Source organism: Thermohahella caldifontis (genome assembly GCF_041153465.1).
Lineage (GTDB): Bacteria > Pseudomonadota > Gammaproteobacteria > Pseudomonadales > Oleiphilaceae > Thermohahella > Thermohahella caldifontis.
Genome location: NZ_CP154858.1, coordinates 2,671,510 through 2,697,367, shown reverse-complemented (window position 1 = coordinate 2,697,367; position 25,858 = coordinate 2,671,510). Strand labels below are relative to the sequence as shown.

At 62.3% G+C, this 25,858-nt stretch carries 18 protein-coding genes and 1 pseudogene; 3 read left to right on the top strand and 16 right to left on the bottom strand.

Annotated features, from left to right (window positions below; translation table 11 throughout):
- Positions 1-100: 100 nt before the first annotated feature.
- The 13 genes from AAIA72_RS12985 to AAIA72_RS12925 form a co-directional block, all read right to left on the bottom strand.
- Entirely contained in the window at positions 101-634 is a 534-nt protein-coding gene (locus AAIA72_RS12985; protein WP_369600733.1) for a hypothetical protein, read from the bottom strand.
- Between the two features lie 127 nt (positions 635-761).
- Entirely contained in the window at positions 762-1,295 is a 534-nt protein-coding gene (locus tag AAIA72_RS12980) for a hypothetical protein (RefSeq protein ID WP_369600732.1), read from the bottom strand.
- Positions 1,296-1,457: 162 nt separating this feature from the next.
- A complete protein-coding gene (locus AAIA72_RS12975) occupies positions 1,458-1,991 on the bottom strand; it encodes a hypothetical protein (RefSeq protein WP_369600731.1) in 534 nt (177 codons plus the stop codon).
- 127 nt (positions 1,992-2,118) lie between these two features.
- Positions 2,119-2,652, bottom strand: coding sequence for a hypothetical protein (locus tag AAIA72_RS12970; RefSeq protein ID WP_369600730.1), 534 nt, complete (start codon positions 2,650-2,652; stop codon positions 2,119-2,121).
- A 2,431-nt stretch (positions 2,653-5,083) separates the two neighbouring features.
- The gene (tssI, locus tag AAIA72_RS12965) at positions 5,084-7,282 is read right to left on the bottom strand and encodes a type VI secretion system tip protein TssI/VgrG (RefSeq protein WP_369600729.1); all 2,199 of its coding nucleotides are present in this window, start codon (positions 7,280-7,282) and stop codon (positions 5,084-5,086) included.
- Positions 7,283-7,442: 160 nt separating this feature from the next.
- Positions 7,443-8,816, bottom strand: a complete 1,374-nt coding sequence (pelG, locus tag AAIA72_RS12960; protein ID WP_369600728.1) for an exopolysaccharide Pel transporter PelG — start codon at positions 8,814-8,816, stop codon at positions 7,443-7,445.
- Positions 8,804-10,333, bottom strand: coding sequence for a GT4 family glycosyltransferase PelF (gene pelF, locus AAIA72_RS12955; RefSeq protein ID WP_369600727.1), 1,530 nt, complete (start codon positions 10,331-10,333; stop codon positions 8,804-8,806). The genes pelG and pelF overlap by 13 nt, the downstream gene beginning before the upstream one ends.
- A complete protein-coding gene (locus AAIA72_RS12950) occupies positions 10,317-11,351 on the bottom strand; it encodes a tetratricopeptide repeat protein (protein WP_369600726.1) in 1,035 nt (344 codons plus the stop codon). The genes pelF and AAIA72_RS12950 overlap by 17 nt, the downstream gene beginning before the upstream one ends.
- The gene (locus tag AAIA72_RS12945) at positions 11,341-12,498 is read right to left on the bottom strand and encodes a PelD GGDEF domain-containing protein (protein ID WP_369600725.1); all 1,158 of its coding nucleotides are present in this window, start codon (positions 12,496-12,498) and stop codon (positions 11,341-11,343) included. The genes AAIA72_RS12950 and AAIA72_RS12945 overlap by 11 nt, the downstream gene beginning before the upstream one ends.
- 174 nt (positions 12,499-12,672) lie before the next feature.
- Positions 12,673-12,942 (bottom strand): hypothetical protein, encoded by a 270-nt coding sequence (locus AAIA72_RS12940; RefSeq protein WP_369600724.1) that lies wholly within the window; start codon positions 12,940-12,942, stop codon positions 12,673-12,675.
- 306 nt (positions 12,943-13,248) lie between these two features.
- Positions 13,249-16,842: a tetratricopeptide repeat protein gene (locus tag AAIA72_RS12935; RefSeq protein WP_369600723.1), complete on the bottom strand. Its 3,594-nt coding sequence runs from the start codon at positions 16,840-16,842 to the stop codon at positions 13,249-13,251.
- Positions 16,829-18,100, bottom strand: coding sequence for a hypothetical protein (locus AAIA72_RS12930; protein ID WP_369600722.1), 1,272 nt, complete (start codon positions 18,098-18,100; stop codon positions 16,829-16,831). The genes AAIA72_RS12935 and AAIA72_RS12930 overlap by 14 nt, the downstream gene beginning before the upstream one ends.
- Positions 18,010-19,569, bottom strand: a complete 1,560-nt coding sequence (locus AAIA72_RS12925; RefSeq protein WP_369600721.1) for an endo alpha-1,4 polygalactosaminidase — start codon at positions 19,567-19,569, stop codon at positions 18,010-18,012. The genes AAIA72_RS12930 and AAIA72_RS12925 overlap by 91 nt, the downstream gene beginning before the upstream one ends.
- 226 nt (positions 19,570-19,795) lie before the next feature.
- Between AAIA72_RS12925 and AAIA72_RS12920 the strand changes: the two genes are divergently transcribed.
- Both AAIA72_RS12920 and AAIA72_RS12915 read left to right on the top strand, forming a co-directional pair.
- Entirely contained in the window at positions 19,796-20,719 is a 924-nt protein-coding gene (locus AAIA72_RS12920; protein WP_369600720.1) for a hypothetical protein, read from the top strand.
- The gene (locus AAIA72_RS12915; RefSeq protein ID WP_369600719.1) at positions 20,706-22,175 is read left to right on the top strand and encodes an amidase family protein; all 1,470 of its coding nucleotides are present in this window, start codon (positions 20,706-20,708) and stop codon (positions 22,173-22,175) included. Before AAIA72_RS12920 ends, AAIA72_RS12915 begins: the two co-directional genes overlap by 14 nt.
- A gap of 4 nt (positions 22,176-22,179) precedes the next feature.
- Here the strand turns inward: AAIA72_RS12915 and AAIA72_RS12910 are convergent, their stop codons facing one another.
- Entirely contained in the window at positions 22,180-23,223 is a 1,044-nt protein-coding gene (locus tag AAIA72_RS12910) for an AraC family transcriptional regulator (protein WP_369600718.1), read from the bottom strand.
- Positions 23,224-23,647: 424 nt separating this feature from the next.
- Between AAIA72_RS12910 and AAIA72_RS12905 the strand changes: the two genes are divergently transcribed.
- Positions 23,648-24,538, top strand: a complete 891-nt coding sequence (locus AAIA72_RS12905; protein WP_369600717.1) for a RimK family alpha-L-glutamate ligase — start codon at positions 23,648-23,650, stop codon at positions 24,536-24,538.
- Here AAIA72_RS12905 and AAIA72_RS12900 read toward each other — a convergent pair.
- Positions 24,483-25,037 (bottom strand): annotated as a pseudogene (locus AAIA72_RS12900) (endo alpha-1,4 polygalactosaminidase); the annotation flags it as partial. The gene AAIA72_RS12905 and the pseudogene AAIA72_RS12900 overlap by 56 nt on opposite strands.
- Before the next feature lie 274 nt (positions 25,038-25,311).
- Entirely contained in the window at positions 25,312-25,854 is a 543-nt protein-coding gene (folE, locus tag AAIA72_RS12895) for a GTP cyclohydrolase I FolE (protein WP_369603005.1), read from the bottom strand.
- Positions 25,855-25,858 lie beyond the last annotated feature (4 nt).

Here is a 25,858-nt window from a genome sequence, read left to right as displayed (position 1 = left end):
CACCGATTCGCAGGCTCTGGTGTTGCCTGCGGCTGAGTCAAGTGACATATTCACGTCCTTGTGATTCGCCGTTTGCAAAAGAGTTGCTTCCAGGCCGCGCTCAATCCGGACTTTCCCCGGGCCTGAGGTAACGGAGCAGGTCCTGTTCGTCGATGGGGCCGGTAACCTCTTCATCCGTGATTTCCCCCGGGCGCCAATACTCGCCGACAGTGTAATAAATGTTCCTTGCCATCTGCTTTGCTTCGTACTCGGGCTTGCCACAACTGTAAGCCAGATCTTTCGGGATATAGTCAAACCACAGGTCTCCCATGACATCCATGTCTTTTGACAACCCCATCATGCTGCCTGTTACGCTCTGAATGGTATCGGTATTGCCCTTGCGGGCATTCTCTATTCCGCGGCGAATCGATTCTGAGAGACGATGAAAATTGGGCAGCACCCGATCTTCCCAGGCCATGGGCGTATCCGCATATTGCCAACGGCTCAGATCCAAATCCTTGTTGTGCTCATAAAACCAGTCAATGCACTTTTCCAGCGCGGCGACTGACTGGTTCCACAGGCGTTCCATCTCTTCCATGTATTCGATGCTCGAAAACTTCCGTTTGAGCAGGGTGGCTTTCATTTCCGGTGACATGCTCAGATCCTTCTGTTAAGTGGCAAAGTGAAAGCACGGGCTTTGGTGCGGCCTACGGCTGAGTATGAGTGTCATGGTTACGTCCTGGTGATTCGCCGTTTGCAAAAGAGTTGTTTCCAGGCCGCGCTCAGTCCGGACTTTCCCCGGGCCTGAGGTAACGGAGCAGGTCCTGTTCGTCGATGGGGCCGGTAACGGTTTCTTTCAGAATGGAGCCCGGGCGCCAGTACTCGCCGACAGTGTAATAAATGTTCCTTGCCATTTGCTTTGCTTCGTACTCGGGCTTGCCACAACTGTAAGCCAGATCTTTCGGGATATAGTCAAACCACAGGTCTCCCATGACATCCATGTCTTTTGACAACCCCATCATGCTGCCTGTTACGCTCTGAATGGTATCGGTATTGCCCTTGCGGGCATTCTCTATTCCGCGGCGAATCGATTCTGAGAGACGATGAAAATTGGGCAGCACCCGATCTTCCCAGGCCATGGGCGTATCCGCATATTGCCAACTACTCAGATCCGTGTCCCTGTTGTGCGTATAAAACCAGTCAATGCACTTTTCCAGCGCGGCGACCGACTGGTTCCACAGGCGTTCCATCTCTTCCATGTATTCGATGCTCGAAAACTTCCGTTTGAGCAGGGTGGCTTTCATTTCCGGTGACATGCTCAGATCCTTCTGTTAAGTGGCAAAGTGAAAGCACGGGCTTTGGTGCGGCCTGCGGCTGAGTATGAGTGTCGTGTTCACGTCCTTGTGAGTGCGATGAAGCCATGCTTCGTCCCTATCGGTGCAAACACCCTGTGCTATAGAGTTGTTTCCAGACCGTGCTCAGTCCGGACTTTCCCCGGGCCTGAGGTAACGGAGCAGGTCCTGTTCGTCGATGGGGCCGGTAACGGTTTCTTTCAGAATGGAGCCCGGGCGCCAGTACTCGCCGACAGTGTAATAAATGTTCCTTGCCATTTGCCTTGCTTCGTACTCGGGCTTGCCACAACTGTAAGCCAGATCTTTCGGGATATAGTCAAACCACAGATCACCCATGACATCCATATCCTTGGACAGCGACATCATATTGTTTGATATATCGCAAATGTAATCGGAATCACCTTTTTTATGCATTTCGATACCCTCCCGTATGCCCTCGGAGATCATCCGGAAATTGGGCAGCACCCGATCTTCCCAGGCCATGGGCGTATCCGCATATTGCCAACTACTCAGATCCAAATCCTTGTTGTGCTCATAAAACCAGTCAATGCACTTTTCCAGCGCGGCGACTGACTGGTTCCACAGGCGTTCCATCTCTTCCATGTATTCGATGCTCGAAAACTTCCGTTTGAGCAGGGTGGCTTTCATTTCCGGTGACATGCTCAGATCCTTCTGTTAAGTGGCAAAGTGAAAGCACGGGCTTTGGTGCGGCCTACGGCTGAGTATGAGTGTCATGGTCACGTCCTGGTGATTCGCCGTTTGCAAAAGAGTTGCTTCCAGGCCGCGCTCAATCCGGACTTTCCCCGGGCCTGAGGTAACGGAGCAGGTCCTGTTCGTCGATGGGGCCGGTAACCTCTTCATCCGTGATTTCCCCCGGGCGCCAGTACTCGCCTACGGTGTAATAGATATTCTTGGCCATTTGGCGGGCCTGACTCTTTGGTATGCCAACTGTATAAGCCAGATCTTTCGGGATATAGTCAAACCACAGGTCACCCATGACATCCATATCCTTGGACAGCGACATCATATTGTTTGATATATCGCAAATGTAATCGGAATCACCTTTTTTATGCATTTCGATACCCTCCCGTATGCCCTCGGAGATCATCCGGAAATTGGGCAGCACCCGATTTTCCCAGGCCATGGGCGTATCCGCATATTGCCAACTACTCAGATCCAAATCCTTGTTGTGCTCATAAAACCAGTCAATGCACTTTTCCAGCGCGGCGACTGACTGGTTCCACAGGCGTTCCATCTCTTCCATGTATTCGATGCTCGAAAACTTCCGTTTGAGCAGGGTGGCTTTCATTTCCGGTGACATGATCAATCATCGCTCCAATGGGTCAGTTTGGGGGGAGGCGTCTGAATTGTGCCTGGCTGAATATAAAGTTGAACACTACCGCCAGGTAAATAAAACCGTTTACCATTGTGTTTTTTGTACTGTTGTGCTGAAGCCTTTCCTTCCCATGCGTAGATTTCATCGGTTTCCTTGACAACATACTCCACATAGTAACCGTTGTCATTCCAGGAGTCCTTGACGGCAAAACCTTCACGCCACGCCCGTTTGTCGGGGGGTAATTCGTAGGCCCAGTAAGCACCATTGTCCGAAGCGAGCTCATCCACAATGCGGTAGATGCGTGTCCCGGGCTTGAGCTTGACAGGGCGGATATCCATGAAGTTTTCAAATTGTGGTTGAGGCTCACCATCCCGATTCAGAGGCACCAGGTCCGGATATCCTTCCTTGCGCAGTTGTTCGTAGTTCTCAGGCAGCCTTGAAAGTCCACGCAACTCGGGCGGTGCCTTCCCGATTCGTGCACCCAAGGGCTTACCGTCTTTTCTCAGTGTGTAGGGATCCCGGACATGTCCATCCTTGTGTTTGCGCTTGAATACCCGATCTCCGGTTTTGGGGCCCTTTTCAGCCGCTTGCGGGTGGGGCTCGTAGTCCAGCGCAGGTCCTTCCGGACTTGTGTCCTCCGGAAGGGGCTGAAGGGTGAGGGTCACCTCGGTTTCGTCGGCTTCGACCTTGCGAACCGGCTGGGCGTCCGCTTCGGTCAGGCGGGTGTCCGTGTCAGCCAGGCGCTTGAGGCGGGCGGGGTCGAATTCTCCGCTTTTGAGGGCCTGGATATCCCTGACGGTGCCCCGGAAGCTCAGGGCGGTGAGGGTACCGGCCATCACGGCGTTGCGAGCCAACTGCACCAGCTTGTCCAGCCGTTCGTCCGGGCTGAGGCCGGGGTCGGCATTGACGGCTTCCCACTCGTCAAGCAGGTCTTCGGCCATGATGACGCCCTGCCAGCCATCAGCGGTGAGCTGGCCGAACATGCCGGCATTGCGCAGACCGGTCCGGCCGGTGCTTAAGGCCATTTTGGCTCCCCGTGCCCAGACGCCGGATGCCCCGAGGCTGACGAGGCTGAGCACGTCCAGCCCGTTGCTGCGCCAGTCGCGGTAGCCTTCATCGTAGTTCTGTACGAGGTTGACGACGCTGGCGGTGGCGCCGGTGAAAACACTGCCCCAGACCGTGGCGGTGATGATCGGGCCGGCGACCGGGACGAGCGTGGACAGGCCCACCAGGGCCAAGCTGCCCACCGCCAGCCCCAGTGAGGTCCAGCCGCTGACGGATGAGAAGGTGTCGCCGAAGGTGGCGCCGTCCGTTTCGAATCGGCCCCGGGTGGTGGCTACAGGCGCGCCCACGGCTTTTTCATCGAATTCCCAGGCAATGTAGCCGTCATCATAGCGGGCGTTGTCTGCCCATTCGTTGAAGGCCTTGCCGATGGCTTCGTCCACATGTCTGCCGGTACCTTCGCTGACACTGCTGCGCAGGCGGTCGCCCGGGACGGTCCAGTCCACAAGCGTGGCCTGCCAGTGGGTGCCCTGTACCGACAGGAACAGGGTGACATTCAGCAGCTGGCTCTGACCGCTGGCTTTGGCATACCAGATGGCCTTGACGGGGATGGCGTCAGCCTCCTCCTGACCTTCGAGAGCAAATCTCAGGAATTCGAACTGGGCCTTCAGGGCATCCTTGCGGTCTTCGTAGGCGTTCTTTTTATCTTCAGGGGCCGGATGAGCCTTCTCCAGCTCTTCCAATATCCTGAGGCGGGCACCGAGTGCTTCGAGCACCTCCCGCGGGTCCTGTTCTTTGGCGGCGGCCTGGTCGCTGAGCGCATCACGTAGGCGTACCGTCCAGGGCTGCACGTCGAACTGCTCGTACAGGGTCAGCACGCGGCCATCGGGCAGGGTGATGTCACACTGCAGCCGCCAGCGACCATGTGTGGTGAAGTGTTTCCAGCCGCATGTGCGATCCCAGGCGCCCTCAGTGATCCGGATCGACCGGCCATCCGGCCGGGTGATATGCCAGGCGAACCGGTAACCCGCTGCTTCGGCGGCATGCAGGGTCAGCGTGCCATCAATGGGGATGACTTCGGCACGGAGCCCGGCACCCAGGGTGATCTGTGGCGGCAGGTTGACGCGCAGGGCAAATTTTTCCGGCAAGCCCTCCCGGGAGGCGGTTCCGGAAGCCCGGGGCAGGCGGTCACGCCTGTTGCGCCGGGATTGGATCCAGCCGCTGGGCAGCAGGCCCTGATTGCACAGTTCAAGACGCAGGGCGGGCCAGCCGGGCTGGTTGCCGAAGGTGTTGCGGAGCACCTCGGCCAGGTCCTTGCCGTCGCTGTACCAGGTCTGCCAGTGGCGGCGCACCGCTGCAGCCGGAAAACCATCCCGGGTTAGCAGCCGCATGAGGGCCTCCGGGTCAGCGGCCTTCAGTGCCCCGTCGAACTGTGTGCTGAGTACGGCAGCGCGGGCGGCGTCAGGGTCGGCAATACGCGCCTCGGCGGGCTGGCGGGGCGCGTCGGCTGCCTTGATGGTGCCGTCCGCTCCGGTGCGGGCCAGGTGCTGGCTGCCATCATCAAAGGTGAGTGTGAGGGACACGCCCGGTACGGGCCGTCCTTCCGGGCTTTGGGTGCGGATGTGCAGGGTACGCCCGGGTGCGGGGCCCTCAGCCCTGGGGGGAGGCTGCGGTCGGGCCAGATCCATTCGTGCAGGGGTGGCAGGGCGCTGAAGGTGAGCGCGGCCAGGTTCAGCGGGAGATTCCGGGGGACACGTCTGGGTGCCCGCGGGGCGCCGAGGGCGGTGATCTGTCTCAGGGTGGCGGAACCGGGTGAGCGGGATGGGGCACCCTGTCCGCTGATGGCCCCGGTGTTGATCCGGGCGGTGCCTGCGCCGAGGGAGATGCCGCTGCTGCTGACACTGAGTGCGCCGTTGATGCCGATGGTCCCGGCCTCGATGACGATCTGGCCGCTGGCACGCAAGGTGAGTGCCCCCGCTGCGTTGAGATGGGCGGTTTTCGCCTGGCCCTGCCAGTCACTGGTCTGGCTCGTTCGGTTGCCCTGGCTCTGTGCGATCCTTTCCTTGCCGCTGTGCAGGTGCAGATCGCCGTCCACCTGACGCATCAGGCTGCCGCCTGCATGCTGGAGACGGTCTCCTTCCACGGTCACCGTGCGGTGCGCGCTGACGTGCAGGCGCAGGTCGCCGGCACTGGCCAGCGACAGGCGGGTCTGGTCCTGGCGGTCATCCAGGGTCAGTTCATGGGCGTCCTGCGTGCCGACCACCGCCGTGCGCAGGCGGATGAGGTCGTGTTCCGCGGCGGCCACCGGCGGACGATGGCCACCATGCCAGAGGCTGCCCAGCACCACACCACCATCCGGGTGTCCGTCCTCGAAGTCCACCAGCACGTCCTGTCCGGCACGGGGCAGGACGCAACTGCCACGCCGGTCGCCGGCCCAGCCGTGATCGACGCGCAGGTGGGGACCGGGCCTGGCATCCGGGTCCCAGTGCCAGGCCACCTGTACCCTGCCCTGTGCATCCGTCTGAGCCCGACCGGTTTCCGTGCCCCAGACGATGCCGGTCATGGGGCCACCGGTACGGATGCGGTCCGCCACTGCGGGCGGATGCAGGCTGTCTTCCGGATGCAGGATCAGGCGATTGCGGTGCCGGTCTCCCTGAGTACCGGCAAGGGCGTCCGCAGCCCCTTCCACCTTGCCGTCGTACTCCAGGGCGGTGATGACCCAGGGCTCCTTGTGCCCCGGTGGCACCATGAGCAGCCCGACTTCCAGATCCGGACGGGGGCTCCAGAGCTCCAGTGACATCCCCCGATGGGTCCGCCGGTCCAGTTGCTGCCGGGCACGGGTTTCGGGATCCAGCCTGGCGGCGAGACTGTCGTAGAGCTGGTGCAGGGTCTGCGCCTGCTCGGCACCGGCCCGGGCACTGATCCAGGTTCCCGGGCGTTCGGGATCCCAGCCGTCCAGCCGCACGGCGTCGGCAACAACCCGGGCACGCTGGCGGCTGCGTGCGGCAACCTGCTTGTCCGGCCGGATGCGGTCTTCGGTTTCCAGCAGGCGATAACGGCCCGGTACCGTCCGGTAAAGGTTGCCGTGATCGGAGATCACCAGCCGGTGGCCCGATTCCGTGTGCTCGAAGGTGTAATGCCAGCCTTCCTCGGCCAGGAGGCGCTCGATGAACTGCCAGTCGGACTCGTCGAGGCGGGTGATGGCGGGCCGCTTCATGGGGGCGCGGTGCAGGCTGAAGACCAGATCGGCCGTTTCCGGGCCGGCTTCCCGGCAAAGGCGGGTAATGACTTCTGCCGGTGTGCAGTCCGGGTGCTGCGAGCGGCCGACTCGCCGTGTGAGCCACCAGTGCGCCGGTACGATGGTGAAGGCCAGGCCGGTGAAGCGTCCTTCCGGTGGCAGGCGGGTGATCTCTCTGACGTAACCGTGCAGCAGACGATCCCCGGCATCGGTCCGGCGCCGGATGAGTGCAGGTTTGCGCAGCCAGTCACGCGGATGGGGCGGCGGGGTGTCGGTGACGCAGTGCACCCGGGCTTCAAACAGGCGCGACAGTCCGGCCCGGATGGACACGCTGCGCAGGCGCAGGCCGTCCACGCCGGACAGGCGAAATGTCAAACAGGGTGAAGACCCCGCGGATCCTTGCGGAGCAGACATCACGACGTCCTTGTGATTGCTGGTTCAACGACCGGATTATAGGGAACCGCGGCGCTCCGGATCAAGCGCGGGTTTCAGCCGGACGCAGCGCGCCACGCCGCTCCGGCCCCTGAATACCGGCTCAGCGGCCCTGAAGCATGAAGGTTTCGTACTCCAGACGATCCATCTTCCAGGACAGCAGCCAGAGCCCGATGATGACCGTGAGGGCCACGCTGACGGCAAAGCCATAGCCAAAGAATGCGGCGCCGAGCTGAATGCTGAGCCAGGTGAGGAAAGCGTTGGCAACCAGAAAGAAAGCCGTGAGGCCCAGCGCCAGGCGCCGGTAATCGAGGTAGAACAGGACGTTGAGAATGGCCAGCAGCAGCACCTGGATGCTGACCCCGATCACATCCACGTAAAATAGCCTGAGATACAGGGGGGAAATGCCGATCAGGCGCAGGATATCCTCGCCCCAGAGGAGCAGGATCACCACCGTCATGCCCTGCACCTTGAAGATTTCATAGATGCCCTGCCGGGCCGTGTAGACCATCTGATCCTTGAAGTAGTAGATGTGTCCGAGCGTGTCACCCTCCCGGACCGCGTTGTAGAACTGGTCGTAGTGTTCGGCAAAGTCCGCCTCCATGCGCACCAGAAACACGGCCATGCCGGGAATGATGGACAGGTAGGCCAGAAAGATGGGCAGATCGTAGATCAGGGAGGCGCGCAGGGGGCCGATGACCGGCTGGGAGGTCTCGGGGGTGAACCAGAAGATAAACTTGTCCACCCAGACGGCGGCATTGAAGAACAACCCCGTGAAGATCAGCGAGATGAAAATCAGGCGCCGGCGCAGGAAACTGAACTCCACAAAGTGGGTGCCCGGGTACTCGCGGATGATGAGATACAGGAAGCTGAAGAACAGGAAGCTGTGCCCGAGCAACACGCCGCCCAGCAGCCCTGGCAGTCCGAAGGGCGTCATGGCCAGGGATCCCAGCACGGCAATGCTGTATCCCGCGAAAAACAGGACCACGATCTGCATGTACTGCTTCATGCTGGACAGGAAGATGACCGCGATCCAGAGTCCGCAGAGTACCACGAAGTTGGCCAGCATGAGCAGTTCGTACAGGATCGGTTCATCAAACCAGAGCCAGAGGATGCAGGCGCCGATGATGCCGGCAGCCAGCAGGGTCAGCCAGATGGCCCCCATCAGGTTGGCCAGGATGATGCCCCGCTTTTTCTCGAACAGGCGATCGGCCACGAAGCGGGTGAACATCAGTTGCAGGACACCGGTCAGGATGAGGCTGCTGGCCATGAGGTAGGTGACGGAGACCAGAAACTGGACGATCAGTGTCTGGGGCACCACCAGGCCAAAGCTCAGGATACCGATGAGCATGACGCCCAGCACCGACAGCACCCAGGGGCCGGATCCGATCAGCCCGGCAAAACCATAGGCTTCGAGGATGGACAGCAGGGTGTCCTTCTCCAGAATCTTGCGAATTTCGAAGCCTATGCCGGCCATGGGCTCTTCTCCATGGCCGCATCGTAGAGATCGTGGTAGTTCCTGAACATGAGTTCGAGCGTGTAGAAGCGCTTGACGCGCTCGAAGCCGGCGGCCTGGGCCGCATACCAGTGTTCCTCGTCCGTCAGCAGCCGGATGCACTCGCGGGCGGTGGCATCCGGATCGGCAATGGCCACCACGGCGCCACCGCTGCCCAGCGCCTTGTCTTCTTCCGTCGCACCTTCGATCAGTTCCCGGCAGGATCCCACGTCCGTGGCCACACAGGGCAGACCGGCCGCGTAGGCTTCCAGGATCACCAGCGGCTGTGCCTCACTGATGCTGGTCAGCACCATCAGCCCCAGTTTGGGCAGGATGTCGGCAATATTCTGGAAGCCGAGAAATTTCACCTGATCGCCCAGACCCAGCCCCTGTGCCAGATCCTTGCATTCGGCCACGTAGGCCGGATCTTCGTCTTCCGGGCCGACAATCCAGCCTTCCGCATCGGGAATCTCGTTGCAGACCACCCGGATGGCACGGATGAAGGTCTTGATGTCCTTGATGGGCACCACGCGCCCGATGAGGCCGAGCACCTTGGGTATGGCCTTGGGCCGGGCGGCCCGCACCGGGTCGAACCGTTCCGGGGAAATGCCGTTGGGAATGACGATGCACTTCTCCGGCGGGGCACCGTCCTGAATCTGGCGTTCCCGGTTGCCTCCGTAGAGGGAGACGATGGGGTCCGCCTGCTGGTAGGTCAGCCGCCCAAGCACCTCGAAGAAGCGGATCCAGAGGTTGCGGATGTAGCCCACCTCCTGCTGCAGCGTACCGCCGAGAGGCTCTTCCGGGTCATGGATCCAGCGCGCCTGGGCCAGGTCAATCTTGCGCTCCTTGGTGTAGATGCCATGTTCTGAGAGGATGAAGGGCAAGTCCCGCTGACGACTGACCATGGTCCCGAGCAGCCCTGCGTAGCCGGTGGAAATGGAGTGCAGGGCCCGTACCGGAGGCATGTTGCGGGCCACGTCGGCGAGCAGGAAGAGGGGCGCATGCATGATGCGCACGGACCAGAAGTAGTCGATGAAGGAAGGTTCCGTGCAGTAGCGCTCGTAGTCATGGGTGATGGTATGCCAGGCTTCTTCGCTGTACAGGAAGTCGTCCTTGCTGATCCCGCCGGGGCGACCCAGGTCCTCGAAAACCTTTTTCATGATGTCCGGATCCACCGGGGCCTTGCGCTTGAATTCTTCATGCAGGCGGCGCATGGCATCAAAGGCCACCGGATTGCCCTTGCGGGGCTTGGGGTGCCCCTGAACGGAGGTTTCCATCATGTAATGGACTTCCAGATGCTTCACGTTGGGCGGCAGTTCATATTGCATCTTGCCGTAGTGTTCCCGTGCGCCCCCCAGAAAGATCAGGGCAAAGGTGTAATCCGGCAGGCCGTTGATGATCTGGTGTACCCAGGAGGACACGCCGCCCCGGATATAGGGGTAGGTCCCTTCCAGCAGCAATGCGATGTCCGCGATGGGTCGTTCAGGCGTTTTTGCCATGCGCGGACTCCTTGCCGGTTTCCGGTCCCAGCCAGTAGTGAAGAATCGGACGGAATGACGGGTGCACGCGCCCGGTCACGCGGGCGGCCATCAGGTAACTGATCAGCTTCCCCCAGGCGCGCTGGTGGTAGGCCACTTCGGCCAGATAGGGCAGCAGCTGACCTGCGGGCATGCCATTGAGCATGGCTTCGTTGAACAGGTGCTCGGCCGCCTCGTAATCCCCCCGTTCCAGCTTGATCCGACCCAGCATGCGCAGGGCGGCGGGATGGCTCTCCCGCTTCAGAATGAGATTGATCTGCTTTTCCGCCTCGTTGAGAAAATGCACCTTGACGCCCCCCTGAGCGATGCCGAGGTAGGCCATTTCCCAATAGTCCTGGGCCAGCTGCAGGCGCAGGGGCAGGCAGGCCTCTTCATCCTCCGTTTCCTCGATGGCCTTTTGGCGCGCCATGATGCGCTCGCTGATCTCCTTTTCCTTCTCGTCCAGCATGGCATAGGCGAGCAGGCGAACATCATCCGCCGGATCCTTGAGGGCCTGACGCAGGATACGGATACGGTCGCGCTCGTGCATCTGCTTCGTGGCCATGACGGCGCCCACCCGCTTGTCCGCATCTGCCGCCTCGCGCAAGACCTGCTGCAGGCCGCCGTGACTGTAGAGTGGTTGGGCCGAGACGGGTACCGGCTTGAAGGGCAGGTCGGGAATGGGCACCTCATGCCAGGGGATGCGCCGCTCCTTGCGTGGCAGGTACAGGGCCAGCAGAATTCCGGCCACGGTGCCGGCGGAACCGATGATGGGGATGGCAAACTGCAGGGTGGTCAGCAGACCGATGACGCGCCACCGAGGCCGGCGGTAGCGCTCCGGCAACAGCCCCAGCATCAGCAGGGACAGCACCAGCGAGGCCAGCAGGTGGCAGACCACATACACGGCCAGGCGATCGGTCTCCGGCCCATCCGAGAACAGGGCCACCAGCCCGGTACTCTCGAGAATGACTGCCTGCAGTGCCAGCCACTTACTGACCATGGATGCCGTGCTCCTTCAGGAAGGCGGCAAGTGCCTGTTCCGTGGACAGGGTGTGGCGGTGGAGGCTGACCGGCAGATCGAGCACGGTCCGTCCCAGTACTTCCCTCACCCGGTCATCGAGGCGCTGACGATAACCGGCCAGGCCCAGCTCGTCGGTGAGGGGCAGCAACACCAGCACTTGAACCGGATCGCCCTGCCGGATCAGGATCAGATCCAGCCCACGGCGGATGCTCTCCACCAGCTCGATGAAACGTTCGCCCTCATCGGACGGGGTGACCCGCATGAGCATGAGGCTGCCGGGCACCTGATACAACACCCGGTCAATCAGCGCCCGTTTGAGGTTGGCCCAGAAGACAATGGCGTCTTCATCGTCTTCCCCGGGCACCATTTCGTGGAAGTGCATGAAGTCGGCAATGCGTCCGGCCAGCACCGCCAGCAGCCTCAGCGTCTTGTCCTCGAAGGCAAAGAAAGGCATCAGCTGCACCACCACCAGGCCTCGCAGGGTCTCTTCGCTGTCCAGCAGAGGAATCACGGCCAGATAGCGGGTATCAAAATCCAGTTTCTTGCCCTGCAGTTCGAGGCGGATGGAGACCAGTTGGCGGATCTCGAGACAGCGGTGAACGAGGTGATCATCCAGATCCACCTCGGTCATGCCTCCGATTTCCGCCACGGGCCCGGGCATGAGAATGCCCCCCTCCACGACCAGCAGTGCCGCCCGCTGCAGGCTGCCGTACTCCGCCAGAATATCCAGTGCGGATTTGGCCGCTTGGGGGGTGAAGGTGGCGGTATCCGCTTTCTGGAGCTGGCGCTGGAGATGCCGCAGGGCTTCCCGCAGACTCTGACCACTGCCGGCCAGCTGCATTTCCAGGCGATCATGAGAGACCTTGAGCAGATGGTAGTTGCGGGTGAATTCGTCCAGACGAATCTGTCGGTAGGCGTTGGACTGTTTCAGCACGTCAATCTGGCGCTGCCAGTAGTCGCGGAACTCACCCACCAGCATGGTGGTGGCGGCGAGGCCGACCAGATAACTGTAGGGCAAGGTGGCCAGATTGAGCTCAAGATGCTGCACCACACCCACCAGGATGAGTGCTTCCAGTGCCACGGCAATGAAGCCGGCGAAGAAGCCATACCGGAGCGCCACCAGCACCGGCGCCAGCAGTGGCCAGGGAAAGGGTCCCCGAGAAAGAAGGGGTCCTCGGGTCTGGCCAGCCAGGCCAGACCCAGTACGACTGCGCAGATGACCAGCAGCTCGATCCAGCGCACCCAGGCCGGGATGCGTGTCTGCCGTTCGATCAGGTTGCGGTAGCCGTCCTGCATGAAGTCAGTCTTGGCCTGCCGGAATGTCGTCGATCAGATCGTCGAGCACCTTCTGGGCGGTCATGGACACGGCCTCGCGTCCCCACCCGGCACGTGCCCCGGTGGCGGTCCAGACCACATTGCCGGTGTTCAGCTCCACCACACGAAGGGTGACGCCCACGGCCGGTTCGCCATCCAGCCCGGCCTTGTAGCGCCATTCATTGACGCTGCCGGTTACCCCGTAGGTGGCGTCCTGCTGTCGCGCCCAGGAGAGGGCCTTCTGGTAACGCGCCACATCGTTGGTGAGCAGCAGGGGGAGGTATCCGTGTCACGCGGGTAGTCCTGCACCCGGATACCCCGCGCACGCAGCAATGCGGCGGCAATGCGTTCGACCCGTTCCGCGGCCTGGGGTGCCTGGGCGAGATTTTCCATGGGCAACAGCACCCACGGCTGTGCCGTGCTCAGTTTCGGGGTATCGGAGGTGGTGCGCAGTGTCGTGCAACCTGCCAGTGCAATCACTGTTGCCAGTAGCCAGGGCCAGCGCATGAGAGACCTCCCATTCCTGTAAAGCCGCCATGTTAACAGATCCGCCATCATGTGTTTACCTGCCTGTATAACTGTTATATGAAAAGGTCAGCGTCAGACTCTGGCCGCTGCCGGTCGCCGTTTCGGAGCTCCAGTCCAGGCTCAGGGCCAGTTCATCATCCCCGGTGACACGCCAGCCGATGCCGGCCGTGAGGCCGTAGTCCAGCACATCCCGCGTCCACTGATAGCCGGCATTCACGCCGAAGTGCCAGCGCGGAGAGGGGACCTCATGGGCGATGCGGTGCACTTCACCGTGATACCAGCGGGTGGACACCCCCACCCGGCCAAACTCCCGCGGCAGAATGGTGTCCGCCGAGGGGGCCGCCACAAAATGGCTGTTCAGTCTCGCATCCGCCAGCGGGTCGCCACTGAAGCGATACCACTGGACATCGCCGCTGACCTGCCAGGCCGGGTCTTCCGCAAACAGGGTATGCGTGATACCGCCCTGCATGTGCGGCCCCTGCCCGAGACGGGGGCCATACACGCTGTCGATACGTCGCCAGCCTGCTTCTAGGGCCAGCGTCGTCCGGCTGTCGATGCCGTAATCCAGCCGGCCGCGCAGACCGGTTTCCTGTCCCCAGGCCCAAGTGGTACCCGAAATGTCGGGGCGCATGTCGAGATTCAGCGTCGCGCCGATACGCAGCCCTTCGTCCAGATCCTGCTCCCAGTTCAGCGATACCCCCGCCGTACTGCGGGTGTCACGCACCCTGTAGGCCGCCGTCGCGGTCAGGGTCCAGTCACGCCCCCAAGTCTGCCACTGCAGGCTGATGTCCTGCTGGTCACCCGTCGCGTTCAGAACGCTGGTATCCGGTGTCACCCCATGCTGGTCGAGATCCAGCTGCCAGCGCTGTTCATCCTGCAATTCCGCCCAGGTGAACCCCCAGCTGGCCAGCGTGAGCACGTCCCGCTTCTGTCGCCGGTGAAGGATCCGCACCCCGTCCTCCAGCCCCGTACGCAGGGTCGCCACCAGGGCACGCACCTGGGAGACGTTGGTTTCATCCAGCGTATCGGTCAGGGCCGTGAGCCCATAGGTGAGGGCCTGAGTTCGCCGCCCGAGCCGGAACCGGGCCAGGGTGGCATCCGAGAGCGGCAGATTATCAAAATCGGCCAGGGCCTTTTCCAGTGCACTGCCATCATTCCGCTGCAGTGCCATGGCGAGCTGCTGCCACCCGGGCAGGGTCAGGGCCCTGGCGGCCGCCTGCTCAGAGTACACATCCGCCAGAATCCGGTGCCCTTCGGCCAGGGCCCACTCAAGCAACAGCGTCAGGCGCTCATCGTCCGTCAGCGTAATCCCCGGCTGCGTCAAGGCCCGGTCGGCCACTTCTGGTCCGGCATATTCATGGGCCAGCCGCAGCGCCTGTCCGGATCGTTCGTTATCCAGTGTCAGCCCCGCCTGCAGACGCGGCGCCAGCGTCCGCCAGACATGACGCTTGAGTCGCTGGGCGTAATCTTCGTATCCGGCCAGATGAAAGGCCTCCGCCATGCCCATGAGCCAGTCCACGTCTCTCTGGTACGCCAGCAGCCCGAGGCGGAACCAGGCCAACGCCTGCGTGGTATCCCCCAGGGCCATGTAACCATAGGCCAGCAGGGGCCAGAGGCGGCTGTCATCGACGCCGGTACGCCGGTAATAATTGAGATAGGACGCCAGGGTATCCGCATGACCGCGGGCAGCGCCGATCAGTGCCCACATGAAGGCATCACGGTAGTTGGGGTCGTCGGGCGCATAGATGGTCGCCTGCTCCCAGTAGCCGATGGCCCGGTCCTGATGCCCCTGATGCGCCGCCAGGCGGGCCTTCAATCCCCACCAGAGCGCACGTTCCGCATCGGTTCCGGGAACCGGCATGGTTGCCAGCCACTCGCCGGCTTCTTGCCAGAGCCGGGCTTCCATGGCGAGCTGGACCGCACGCAGAAGGATATCGGTTCGCTGGTTTCGCTGACCGGCCGCCCACATGAGCCTGGCGGCCTCCCCATACCGTCCTGTCAGGGCCAGACCGCTGCCGACGCTGGCAAAGTCTTCCACACTGAGCGCTGCCATGCCATCCGGGAGTGCCATCAGATGTGTCAGTGAACTGGCAGCATCATCAAAGTCTTCCAGATATACCGCCAATTGCAGGCGAAAGTCCCAGTATGCCGCATTACGCTCATCCGGCGGAGCCCGATCCAGCACGGTCAGGGCCTGTTCCGGCCGGCGCAGCAGCCAGGTCAGATTCGCCAGTTCCAGCCGCTGCTCCGCCGTCAGCCTGCCCGCCTGTTCTTCCGCTTCCAGCAGCCGGACTGCTGCGGGCCAGTCACGCAGGTCAATGTAAAGGCTGTAGAGCTGTTGGGTCAGGCTGGCTTCATCCGGGTTGCGGGCACGCTCGCGTTCCAGCATGGCCCGGGCCGCCGCCGTATCGCCCACGTCAAGGTAAAGCCCGAACAGCTCTTCACGCTCGGCCCGGGTCAGCGGTCGCTGCGCCGCGATGGACTCCAGAATGCGACGGGCATCATTCAGCCGGTACAGCCCGATGGCCTGCTTCCAGAGAAATTCCCGGTCTGCTTCCCGCCGGGTCATGCTGGCGTAGCGCTCCCACCAGGCAAAGGCCGCATTCGGGTCTCCGCTCCACGTGAGTATCTGGGCAATGCGCCTGACCCGCTCCGGGGTGTGGGCCTGCTTCGAGGCGATGGGGACAAGCTCCCGGGCGGCCTCCAGATGCCCCTGTCCCAGTTCCGCCTCCATCAGTGCCCAGGCCAGAGCACTGTCTTCCGGCGTCAGGGCATAGCGCTGGCGTTGCCATTGCAGCGCCAGATCGGGTCGCCCGGCCTGCAGGGCAATCGAGCGGCCTTTTTCCAGCAGGCGGCGATCAAGCGGATGATGCTGAATCAATCCGGGCACCCGGATCAGCGCCCGGTAAGGATCACCACTGGCCAGCAGAATATCCAGCAGGCGGAGTGCCAGCGCCGGCTTGCGGCCATCCGGCGCCATCTCCCAGGCCAGATTCAGATGTGACTCCGCACTGTCGATATCGCCCTGCCCCGCATACAGGGTGGCCAGTTCCTGATGCAGCGCCAGGCGCTCCCCGGCATCCTGTGTCCTGGCCAGCAGCCACTCCAGCAGTTCAACCCTGGTGGAAGGCCGGACCCAGTTGCGGGTCAGTTCCAGCGTGGCCCGAATCCGGTCCTCCGGCCACGGCATGCGGGTCATGCGCCGCAGGGCAAGTTCCAGCCGACGTTGTGCCTGAACCTTCTCGTCGGGCCGGGTGCGGCTGAACATGTCCTGCGCCAGCAGGTTGATGTATTCGCTGAAGACTTCCGGCGATGTGCCCAGCACCGGGTCGTCCAGCAACGGTCCCATGAGTGCGAGCGCTTCCCGGTATTGGCCGGTCAGGCGCAGTTGGCGGATGAGATGCAGGCGTACCTCGCTGTTGTCCGGATCCGAACGCAGCAGGACACGCAGGTAGGCAATGGACAGGGCGTCCGGACGCGCCAGGGCATCGCTGGTGGTAAATACCGTGTCCCGCGGAAACATGACATACAGAATCAGCGTGATGGTCCCCGCCAGGACCAGCAGACCGACCGGGTGGATCAGGTGTTCCCGCTTGCGCGGTATTTCCCTCGGATCATCGACACTCAAGGCGGTAACCGACTCCCTGCTGCTGCCCAAGCGGTACCGTGACCATACCGGTCTTTGCACGGTAGGTTGCCGGCGCCCCTGAGCCTTTCAGGACACATTCCCGCGCAGCCCGCACCTGCAGCTCTCCCGGCTGGCCTGCATGGAAATCAAAATCCAGCTGCCAGCGGCCGTTGTCCCGGACGGATACCACCCGGTCCCAGATCACATTGGCGGATGCCAGCCAGGGGCCGGCCGGCTGCTGACGCTGTCGCGTCAGGGCGCCCGTCTCCGGTGCCAGGTGAACATAGCGCTCACCGTCCTTGTCCTGCCAGCCCAGGACACCCGGTCCGGTCAGCCAGCCCTCGCTGACAGGCATTCTCAGCGTCCGTACCGGCCAGGCACTGTGCAGCCTCAGTTGTCCGGGACCCTCTTCCGTCCAGCGGGCATCATAGAATCCGCGGGCACGGCGGGCATACTCACTGATATACATGGGGGTGACCGGGTGCTTCAGCGCCCAGGTATAGACTTCGATCAGGGCGTTCAGCGAGGCATACTTGGAGCCCGAGTAGAAATGGTAGTAGATATCCATGGGCTTCAGCCGGCGCGGTGCATTCAGCAATTCAAAAGTCTTGATCACATCCCGGTACCCGTAATAGGGCCCCTGCCAGAGATTGGTGTAAACATTCTCGTTCATGACCGGCGCATAGACCTGCAGGCCGGTGGGGCGTGGCCGTCCGATGGGCCACACATGAGTCAGACTGTTGGTTTCCGGCAGCACCTTGGTGTCGCCGCCGTTGGTGTTCTCCAGCCCCAGTGCCTCGGTCAGCGCCAGCGCCCGGTCTCCGGGAATGGCATCGCCGCTCCAGAGAAAGACCTTCACCCGCTTGTCAGGCGGTGCCAGCCGGGTGTTGATGTAGTCCACCGAGCCCGCAATTTCCCGCTCAACGGTTGGGGTGTAATTGGGTACCGGCATGTTCCAGCCGTAGACATCCTGCTTGAGGTCGGTTCGCCCTTCCAGATGCCGCCAGACAAAGGGATGACTGAATGCATGGCTGGCCAGTTCCACATAGGGCTCGCGGAAGATTTCCCGGGCGATGGCCTCGGCCTCCCGGCTCAGTTGCGGAAACAGGCCGTGAGGTGCAATTTCCGCCTCGATGATGGACACCGTATGAGGAATCGGAAAACGCTTCAGGACTTCATCCAGGGTGGCCTTGGCAGCAAGCGGTGTCCCTCTGATTTCGGCCCGCGAGACAAAGCCATCCCCATCGATATGAGCCAACAAAACCCAGCGACCATTTTCCGTGGTGACATCCGGTGCCGGCAGCATCGGCAGTCTGAGGGCCTGGCGCAGAAAGGGGACCGGATCAAACAGCCAGTAACGGTTTTCGTCCGGGGTCTCTTCAAAGAGATAGGGACGCAGGGCAAAGCCCCCCGCAGCCGTGACGGCAACCTGGGGAAAGGATGTGCCCTGACTGTCCTGAACGTCCACCCAGATATCCCCCCGGCCGGATCCTGGAGCTGTACCGGGGTCATGCCCAGCTGACGGACACGTATCCGGCCCTCGAACTGCCCCGCACCGTGGCGTGTCGCGCCGAGACGCATGCGGCCAACCGGGGTACGGCTTGTGGTGACACCGGCTACTGCCTCACAGTCCGGATCTGCAGGGATACCCGCCATGAACACCACAGACAGCCCCTCTTCCCGGGCTCGCCGGAGGAAATGGCAGAGATTCTCCGTGGGCGCCTCACCTTCCAGCCAGACCACCACCCCGGCATAGCGGCCTGCCAGATCGTCGGTGGGCATGTCCCCGGTAACGGGCAGGTAATCATAATGGAACCCCAGATACTCCAGGGGCGTGGCGGTATAAAGATGCAGCCCCGACTTGTCGATATCACCGTGGGGGGATTCATAAATGCCCAGCACCTTGCGTGGCCGCGGCGTCACATGACTGTGCCCGACCCGGGTGAGGTGGGCATCGGTAATCCAGGGTTGTGCGCCGTCCGCTTCAATCTTTCGCGCCAGAGCCGGTGCTTCGGCGACACGGTCCGGCGGCAGATAATCGATGGCAACCACCGGAAGTCCCCGTTGGATGACCCTGCGGATCTGCTGACGCAGCCAGTCACGATCCGCCTCCGGAACAGGCAGGTAGGTCTCGCTGGTTGCATCGTAACCGCTGTACAGAGACTCGAAGGCGACGCCATTGACCAGCGGTGCCAGCGCATCCAGCATGTCAAAGCCCCGGTTGATCCACAGCGGCCCGTCTCCGATGGCCTCGCGAACCGAGCGGATCAGTGCCACCACGCCCTCGCGGAACGCCGGTTGCACCGCCCCCGGCAGAGCATGAAAGCTGTCCACCGTGTCCAGGAAGACCCCATCAAATCCGCGCTCCCGCGCCGCCTGAACCAATTCCCTGACGATGAAGTCACGCACTTCGGGCCGCCGCAGGTCAAGGCGCACGGAGTTCCAGGCCTCGTTATCGGTCAGCAGCGCTGACTTCGGCAGGCGGCCGAGGTAATCCGCATCACGCGCCACCTCACCGATACTGATATAGGCAAGCGGCCGGACACCCCGTTGGCGGAGGCCCTTCAGTGCGCGGTCATCCACCTGATCCGGCTGCAGCACCAGCATGTTCAGATGCTGCCACTCGGAAGGGTCCGGGCGGTGACCGTAATAGAACCCCAGCTCGCCGGCCCGGGCCAGTACGCCCCAGCAAAGCACCACTGCGGATAGCCAGATTCTGATTGGCACAGGATCCCCTGTCAGATGAATGATTCGTGAAAAAACGATACAAAAAGTGACATGTTGTTCTATTGATTTTGCCCGCTTCCTGCATTATATGGGCAGTGCGCCGCAACCTCCAGCCGCACTTTCCGAATCCCCCGGCTGCGTGGCGTCCGGGACCTCGCGTAGCAGTTGAGTTGTCCTGCCGGCTCACCTATAGTGACCGACCAAGACAACAACAAAATGATCTCCGATGCAGCGAAACGGATTTGCACTCAGCCTGCCCGCAGCCTTTGTTCTGATTGTGGGATTCAGCCTGTCGGCCATGGCCACCTGGCTGGTCTCCAACCGGCACTGGCAGCATGCCCGCGAGCATTTTGTGGAAGCAGCCACCTCACGGTACCTGGCGCTGCGCCATGACCTGGATAGCCTGATCGCGGCATGCAGCCTGCTGACCTCTCCCCCGTCCCGCCCGCTGAGCAACCGGCTGAAGACCCTGCAGGCCGCCTGGCCGGCTGTCAGCACTCTGGAGTGGATGGTACCTGACCCCCCTGCGGACAACCCGCCGGCGTTCCGCATCGCCGATGCCAGCCCGGCCAGCTATCGGGTGCGGCTCGAAACCGCCGACTTTTCACGCACGCCCGGTATCAGCGCCATGCTTGCGGAGGCCTGGACGGGCCGCATGCCCAGGGTGACTGCGGTGACACAGCTCAACAGCAGCGAGCCGGATTACCGGGGCGAGGTCCGTATCCTGGTGCCTGCCTTCCGGGTCACGGACTCCGCCGGTGAGTCCTCCTGGCCGGCCGGCCTGTATGCGGTCAGTCTGGATCTGCAGCGCTGGCTGACCAATCAGATGCACCGCTTTACACACGATCCCCTGCGTATCGAACTCTACGACCTGGCCTGGCATACCAGCGAGCCGGTGGTCGCAGCCGGCCAGGCCGATCTGTCCGGCACCGACGGGGAAGCTCAGCAGTGGCTGTACACCAATGTCCTCACGCTGCCCGGGCGGGAGTGGCTGATGCGCATCCGGCCCACGTCCGGATTTGTCGCCGAAAGCCAGTCCCGGCTGCCATTGATTCTTTTTCTGTCGGGCACACTGATCACGGTGCTCATCGCCTTGCTGATCAGCCCCGCATCCGCATACACGGAAACCGGTAACCATGCACTGCACTGAATCCGCAACCAACTTGCTGGCCGCCATGCAGGACGGCCGCGTGACCAGCGAGACACTGACCCGGCAACTGCTGGAGCGCATCGCCAGACTCAATCCGGGGCTCAATGCCGTCGTGAGCCAGCGTGCGGAAGCGGCCCTGGCCGAAGCCCGTGAGCGTGACCGGGAGCGGGCCGAAGGCCGTATCCGGGGCCCCCTGCATGGTCTGCCCATGACGGTGAAGGAAACCTGGGACGTGGAAGGTGAAGTCACCTGTGCCGGAGCCCCTTCCCTGACCGGCAACCGTGCCCGCCGTCATGCGGATACGGTGCAGGCGCTGGTGGATGCCGGAGCCGTCATTCTCGGCAAGACCAATGCGCCCTACATGGCTTCGGACTGGCAGTCGTTCAACCGGGTTTACGGGACCAGCCGCAACCCCTGGGATGGTGCCCGCACCCCCGGCGGCTCCTCCGGCGGTGCCGCAGCGGCCCTGGCCGCCGGGCTGACGCCCCTTGAGCTCGGCAGCGACATCGGCGGCTCCATCCGGATTCCGGCACACTTCTGCGGCGTGTTCGGCCACAAGCCGACGCGTGATCTGCTGTCCATGCGCGGCCATGTGCCGGGGCCGCCCGGCACGGTGTCTCAGCCGGACCTGGCGGAAGGCGGACCGCTGGCACGCTCGGCCGAGGATCTGGCACTGGCACTGCAGGTGCTGGCCCGTCCCCGGCCCATTGATTCCCCCCACTGGCAAATCCGGCTTCGGGACACGCTCCCCGACCGGCCACTGCGGCTGGGGTTCTGGGTGGCGGATCCTCATGCTCCCCTGGCCAGCGGTCTGGCCAGGCATTTCGAAGACGTTCGGAAAAGGCTGTCCGCACAGGGGATGGAGTGCGTGAATCTGGCCGATCATGCCCTGTTCCGTCTGGAAAACATCCTGCCCATCTATCTGGCCATGCTGGGCAGCATCATTGCCCTGTCCATGGACCGGGCGGACCGGCTGCGCCTGCGGCTGCTGGAATGGCTGATGCACATCCCGGCATTTGCCCGGACTCAGGCACCGTTCATGGAGGCCTTTGCGCGCGGCAGCCATCTCAGCCATGCCCAATGGGTGCATCTGCACGAGCGCCGCGAGCGCCTGCGCGAGAAGTTTCACGCCGCCCTGCAGGACTTCGATGCGGTCCTGATGCCGGTGGCGCCCACGGTGGCCTTTCCCCATGATCACCGGCCCTTCCACCGGCGCACCCTGGAGATTGACGGCAAACCAGCCCCTTACTTCTCCACCTGTCTGTGGATCACTCCGGCCACCCTGCTGGGCCTGCCGGCCACCACGGTTCCCACCGGTTTCGTGGACGGGTTGCCGGCCGGCATGCAGGTACTGGCCGGTGCCGGGCGGGATCTGAACACCATCCGGATCGCCGGACGAGTGCATGAAGCCCTGGGCTCGCCGTCCACCCTCGCCCCGGAAAAGGGACTGAACTGACCGCTCAGCGGCGGCGCAACCGCCGGCGCCGGGCATGCTGACGGAACTGGGCCGGAGTCTGGCCGGTCCAGCGCTTGAACGCCCGGCTGAAGGCGCTGAGCTCGGAAAATCCCAGAATGAAGGCGATCTCGGAGAGGCTGTACTTGTCGCGCTGCAGATAGGCTTTTGCCCGCTCCAGGCGCACTTCGTCCACCAGTTCCTGGAACACCACATTTTCTGCCTTCAGCTTCCGGTACAGGGTATGGCGGGACATGGCCAGCTCTGCGGCAATGAATTCCGCATCCACCCGCCCGCTCGGCAAATGCTTGCGGATGAGGCCTCTGACCTTGTCGGCCAGGGACCGGCGGAACGGCAACCGGGCAAGCAGGGATTCGAGCTGGCTGGTGAGCACCTTGTGCAGATAGGGATTGCGCTGGGGCAGCTCGTAGTCCAGGTAGCCCGCGTCGAACACGATGCTGCACACCGGTGCATCAAAGCTCACCGGGCACTGAAAGATCCGTTCGTACTCGGACACGTAGCCCGGCGCCGGATGGGCAAAGGTCACCTGCTCCATGATCAGGCGGGGACTGACAAACCGCCGCGCCCGGGTGATGGCCATGGACAGGACGCGGTCCATGTTCTGGCGACAGTACAGGTCCGGCTCCGCCACGCTGAAGCGGATGATGGCGCGGGCATTCTCCACGGCAAAGGAGGCCACCACCGCCTCGTTCATCAGTGCCGAAAGACGGGCATACTGGGTCAGTGCATCACGCAGGGTGCGGTTGTTGAAGATGATGTGCCCCATCACCCCCATGCGACGTTCGTCCACCCGTTCGCCCACGTGCAGACCAATGGCCGGATCGCCGGTCGCCGCCTCGGCCAGTTCCCAGAGCCGGACATACTGGCTGAACGGCACCCAGGCGTCCGTCTGACTGAGCAGTGTCTCCGCGTCCAGCCCCGCCTGACGGGCGAGTTCGGCGGCTTTCACGCCCTGCTCGCCGAGCCAGTCCAGCAGGGTCCGGACCGAGGAGACGGCTACCTGATATATGAAAGGTTCTTCGGCTGTCATGGTCTCAGCTTACAAAGCCCCCGGGGGTTTTGCCAGTCATCCGTATGGCTCAGTCAGCCCGGTCTGCAACGAAATGTCAAAAAGTTAAAACAGGCGGTCAAGACGCTGGCGCCCCGGATGCGTAGAGTAAACCCTGACATCACAGCACTGAAACACCGGGAGGATCACCATGGCTGATGACATCAAAATCTGTGTACCGACGACTGAAGAAGAACAGGCCAATCTTCAGGCTCTGGAAGAATATCTGAACAGCATCTACTACTGCTGATGCCTGCCGGGGCCGCCAGGCCCTTCATTTCATCTCTCTGCTTGAACGCTGACTGCCCGGCACCTGCCGGGATTTTTGTTTTATTGCATCCGGAACACTTGACAGGCCCCCGAAAGCGAACAAAATATCGCCACTTTTCCGCATGAGTGATGCTGAATGAAGCTGGTGAGTTTCGATCCGTATCGCACGCTGAACCTGCCGGGCGTCCGCCACGTCAAACCCGAACAGTATCTGTCTGCTCTGGAACTGATCCGGGAGGCGGACTGGGTCCTGTTTCCGGAATACTGGCAGCTCAACACCCTGATTTATGGCCTGCGCAAGCGTATCTTTCCGAGTCCCGCCAGCTATCACATAGGCATCGACAAGATTGCCCAGACCCGGGCATTCACGGCCGCCCTGCCGGCTCATGTGCCGGAAACCCTGATTCTCGGCAACACGCCGGAGAATCAGAAACTGGCCTGGGACTGCATGTGGCTGCCCTTCGTGGCCAAGCTGCCGCGCAGCAGTGAAGGTCAGGGCGTGTTTCTCATCGAGAGCGAGTTCGACTGGCAGCGCTACGTCAGAATGACCGACGTGCTCTATGTCCAGGAGTACCTGCCCATCGACCGGGATCTGCGGGTCGTGATCGTCGGTGATGAGGTCGTGACGGCCTATTGGCGCAAGGGACAGTCCGGCTTTCACAACAACGTCGCCCGCGGCGGCGAGATTATTCGTACCGACATCCCGGAAGCCGGGGTGGAGCTGGCCCGCACGCTGGCGCGCACCTTCGGAATCGATCACGCCGGCTTCGACATTGCCATGGTGGGCAATCACCCGTATGTAATCGAGATGAACCGGCTGTTCGGCAATACCGGCATCGAACAGGCCAGCCGTGTGCTGTCCGATGCCATGCTGCGCGCCCTCAGGGCGTCTGACAGCTGTAGCGGAACCGGTCATCCAGTTCCGTCGGAAGTACCAGCGTCAGCAGCCCCTGCTGTGCTGAACGGGCACACAGATCCGCCCGGGCTTCAGCATCCTCTGCCCACTGCTGTGCATACTCCGCGTTGAGGACGGGCTTGCCCGCCTCCAAGTAGGGTGCCCAGCTGTCGCAGGCGGACTGGGCAAAACAGGACTCGGAAACGGCCAGATCAAAGTCGCTCACCAGATCGGCAGCAAGGTCCCAGACATTCTTCTGGGCCACGATCAGGCCCCGGGCATGAGCCTCCCTGGCCAGAAACCGGGCATAGTCGAGGGCATCCCCGGCGGTCAGCGATAGCCCGTTGTCATTGTCGTAACCGTCCAGATTGTCCGGCTCGATGCCATGGCACCCCTTGCTGACTGCCAGATCCATGCGGGCCGTCATGACGTCCCGTACTTCACTACGGGTGGTATCCAGCCAGCGTTCGTCGGGCCAGTCCGGCAAGGTGTTCCCCTGAGCCTCTTCCGGAATCAGTACCGCATCCGAACGCCAGGCTTCCACGGTGCCGGCGGAGAAGTAGCAGAGTACGGTCACCCCCCGCTCACGCAGCGCCTGAATGTCGGCCTGGGGGGTATCGAACAGATCCACGTCGTAGAGATCGGCATCGTAGCTCAGGTTGAGCGTACCACTGAGCTGCCACTGCCAGTCATTGAGCGCAAGCTGGCGGGAGATGCTGCCCTGCGAGGCCGAACGGGCCGTGGTATCGCTCAGGCGCACCCAGTCGCTCAGGGTTTCACTGCACCCCGAGAGACTGAACACGAAACAGAGGGCCCACCCGATCGCTCTCAATACCTGCGCTCCGGAAACTGACGTTTCTCAAAGCATAGCAGGCAGGCTGCGAAATCACCTCAGCGATCCGGTGTCACTTCGTAACCAGATTGAGAAACTCGGCCCGGGTGGCCGGATTCTTGCGGAAATTGCCCAGCATGACGGAGGTGGTCATGGCGGAGTTCTGCTTTTCCACCCCGCGCATCATCATGCACATGTGACGGGCCTCGATGACGACGGCGACGCCCTTGGCATCCGTGACCGCCTGTACCGCTTCGGCAATCTGCTTGGTCAGATTTTCCTGAATCTGCAGGCGCCGGGCGAACATGTCCACGATGCGGGCAAATTTGGACAGTCCCAGCACCTTGCCATTGGGCATGTAGGCGATGTGGCAGTGCCCGATGAAGGGCAGCATGTGATGCTCACAGAGCGAATAGAGTTCGATGTTCTTCACCAGCACCATTTCGTCGTTATCGGACTCGAAAATGGCGTTGTTGACGATGTCTTCCAGCCGCTGCTCGTATCCGCGGCACAGAAACGCCATGGCCTTGGCTGCACGCATGGGCGTATCACGCAGTCCCTCGCGGGAAACATCCTCACCCAGCGCCTCGAGAATCCCGGTGTAGTGCCGGGCCATCGTT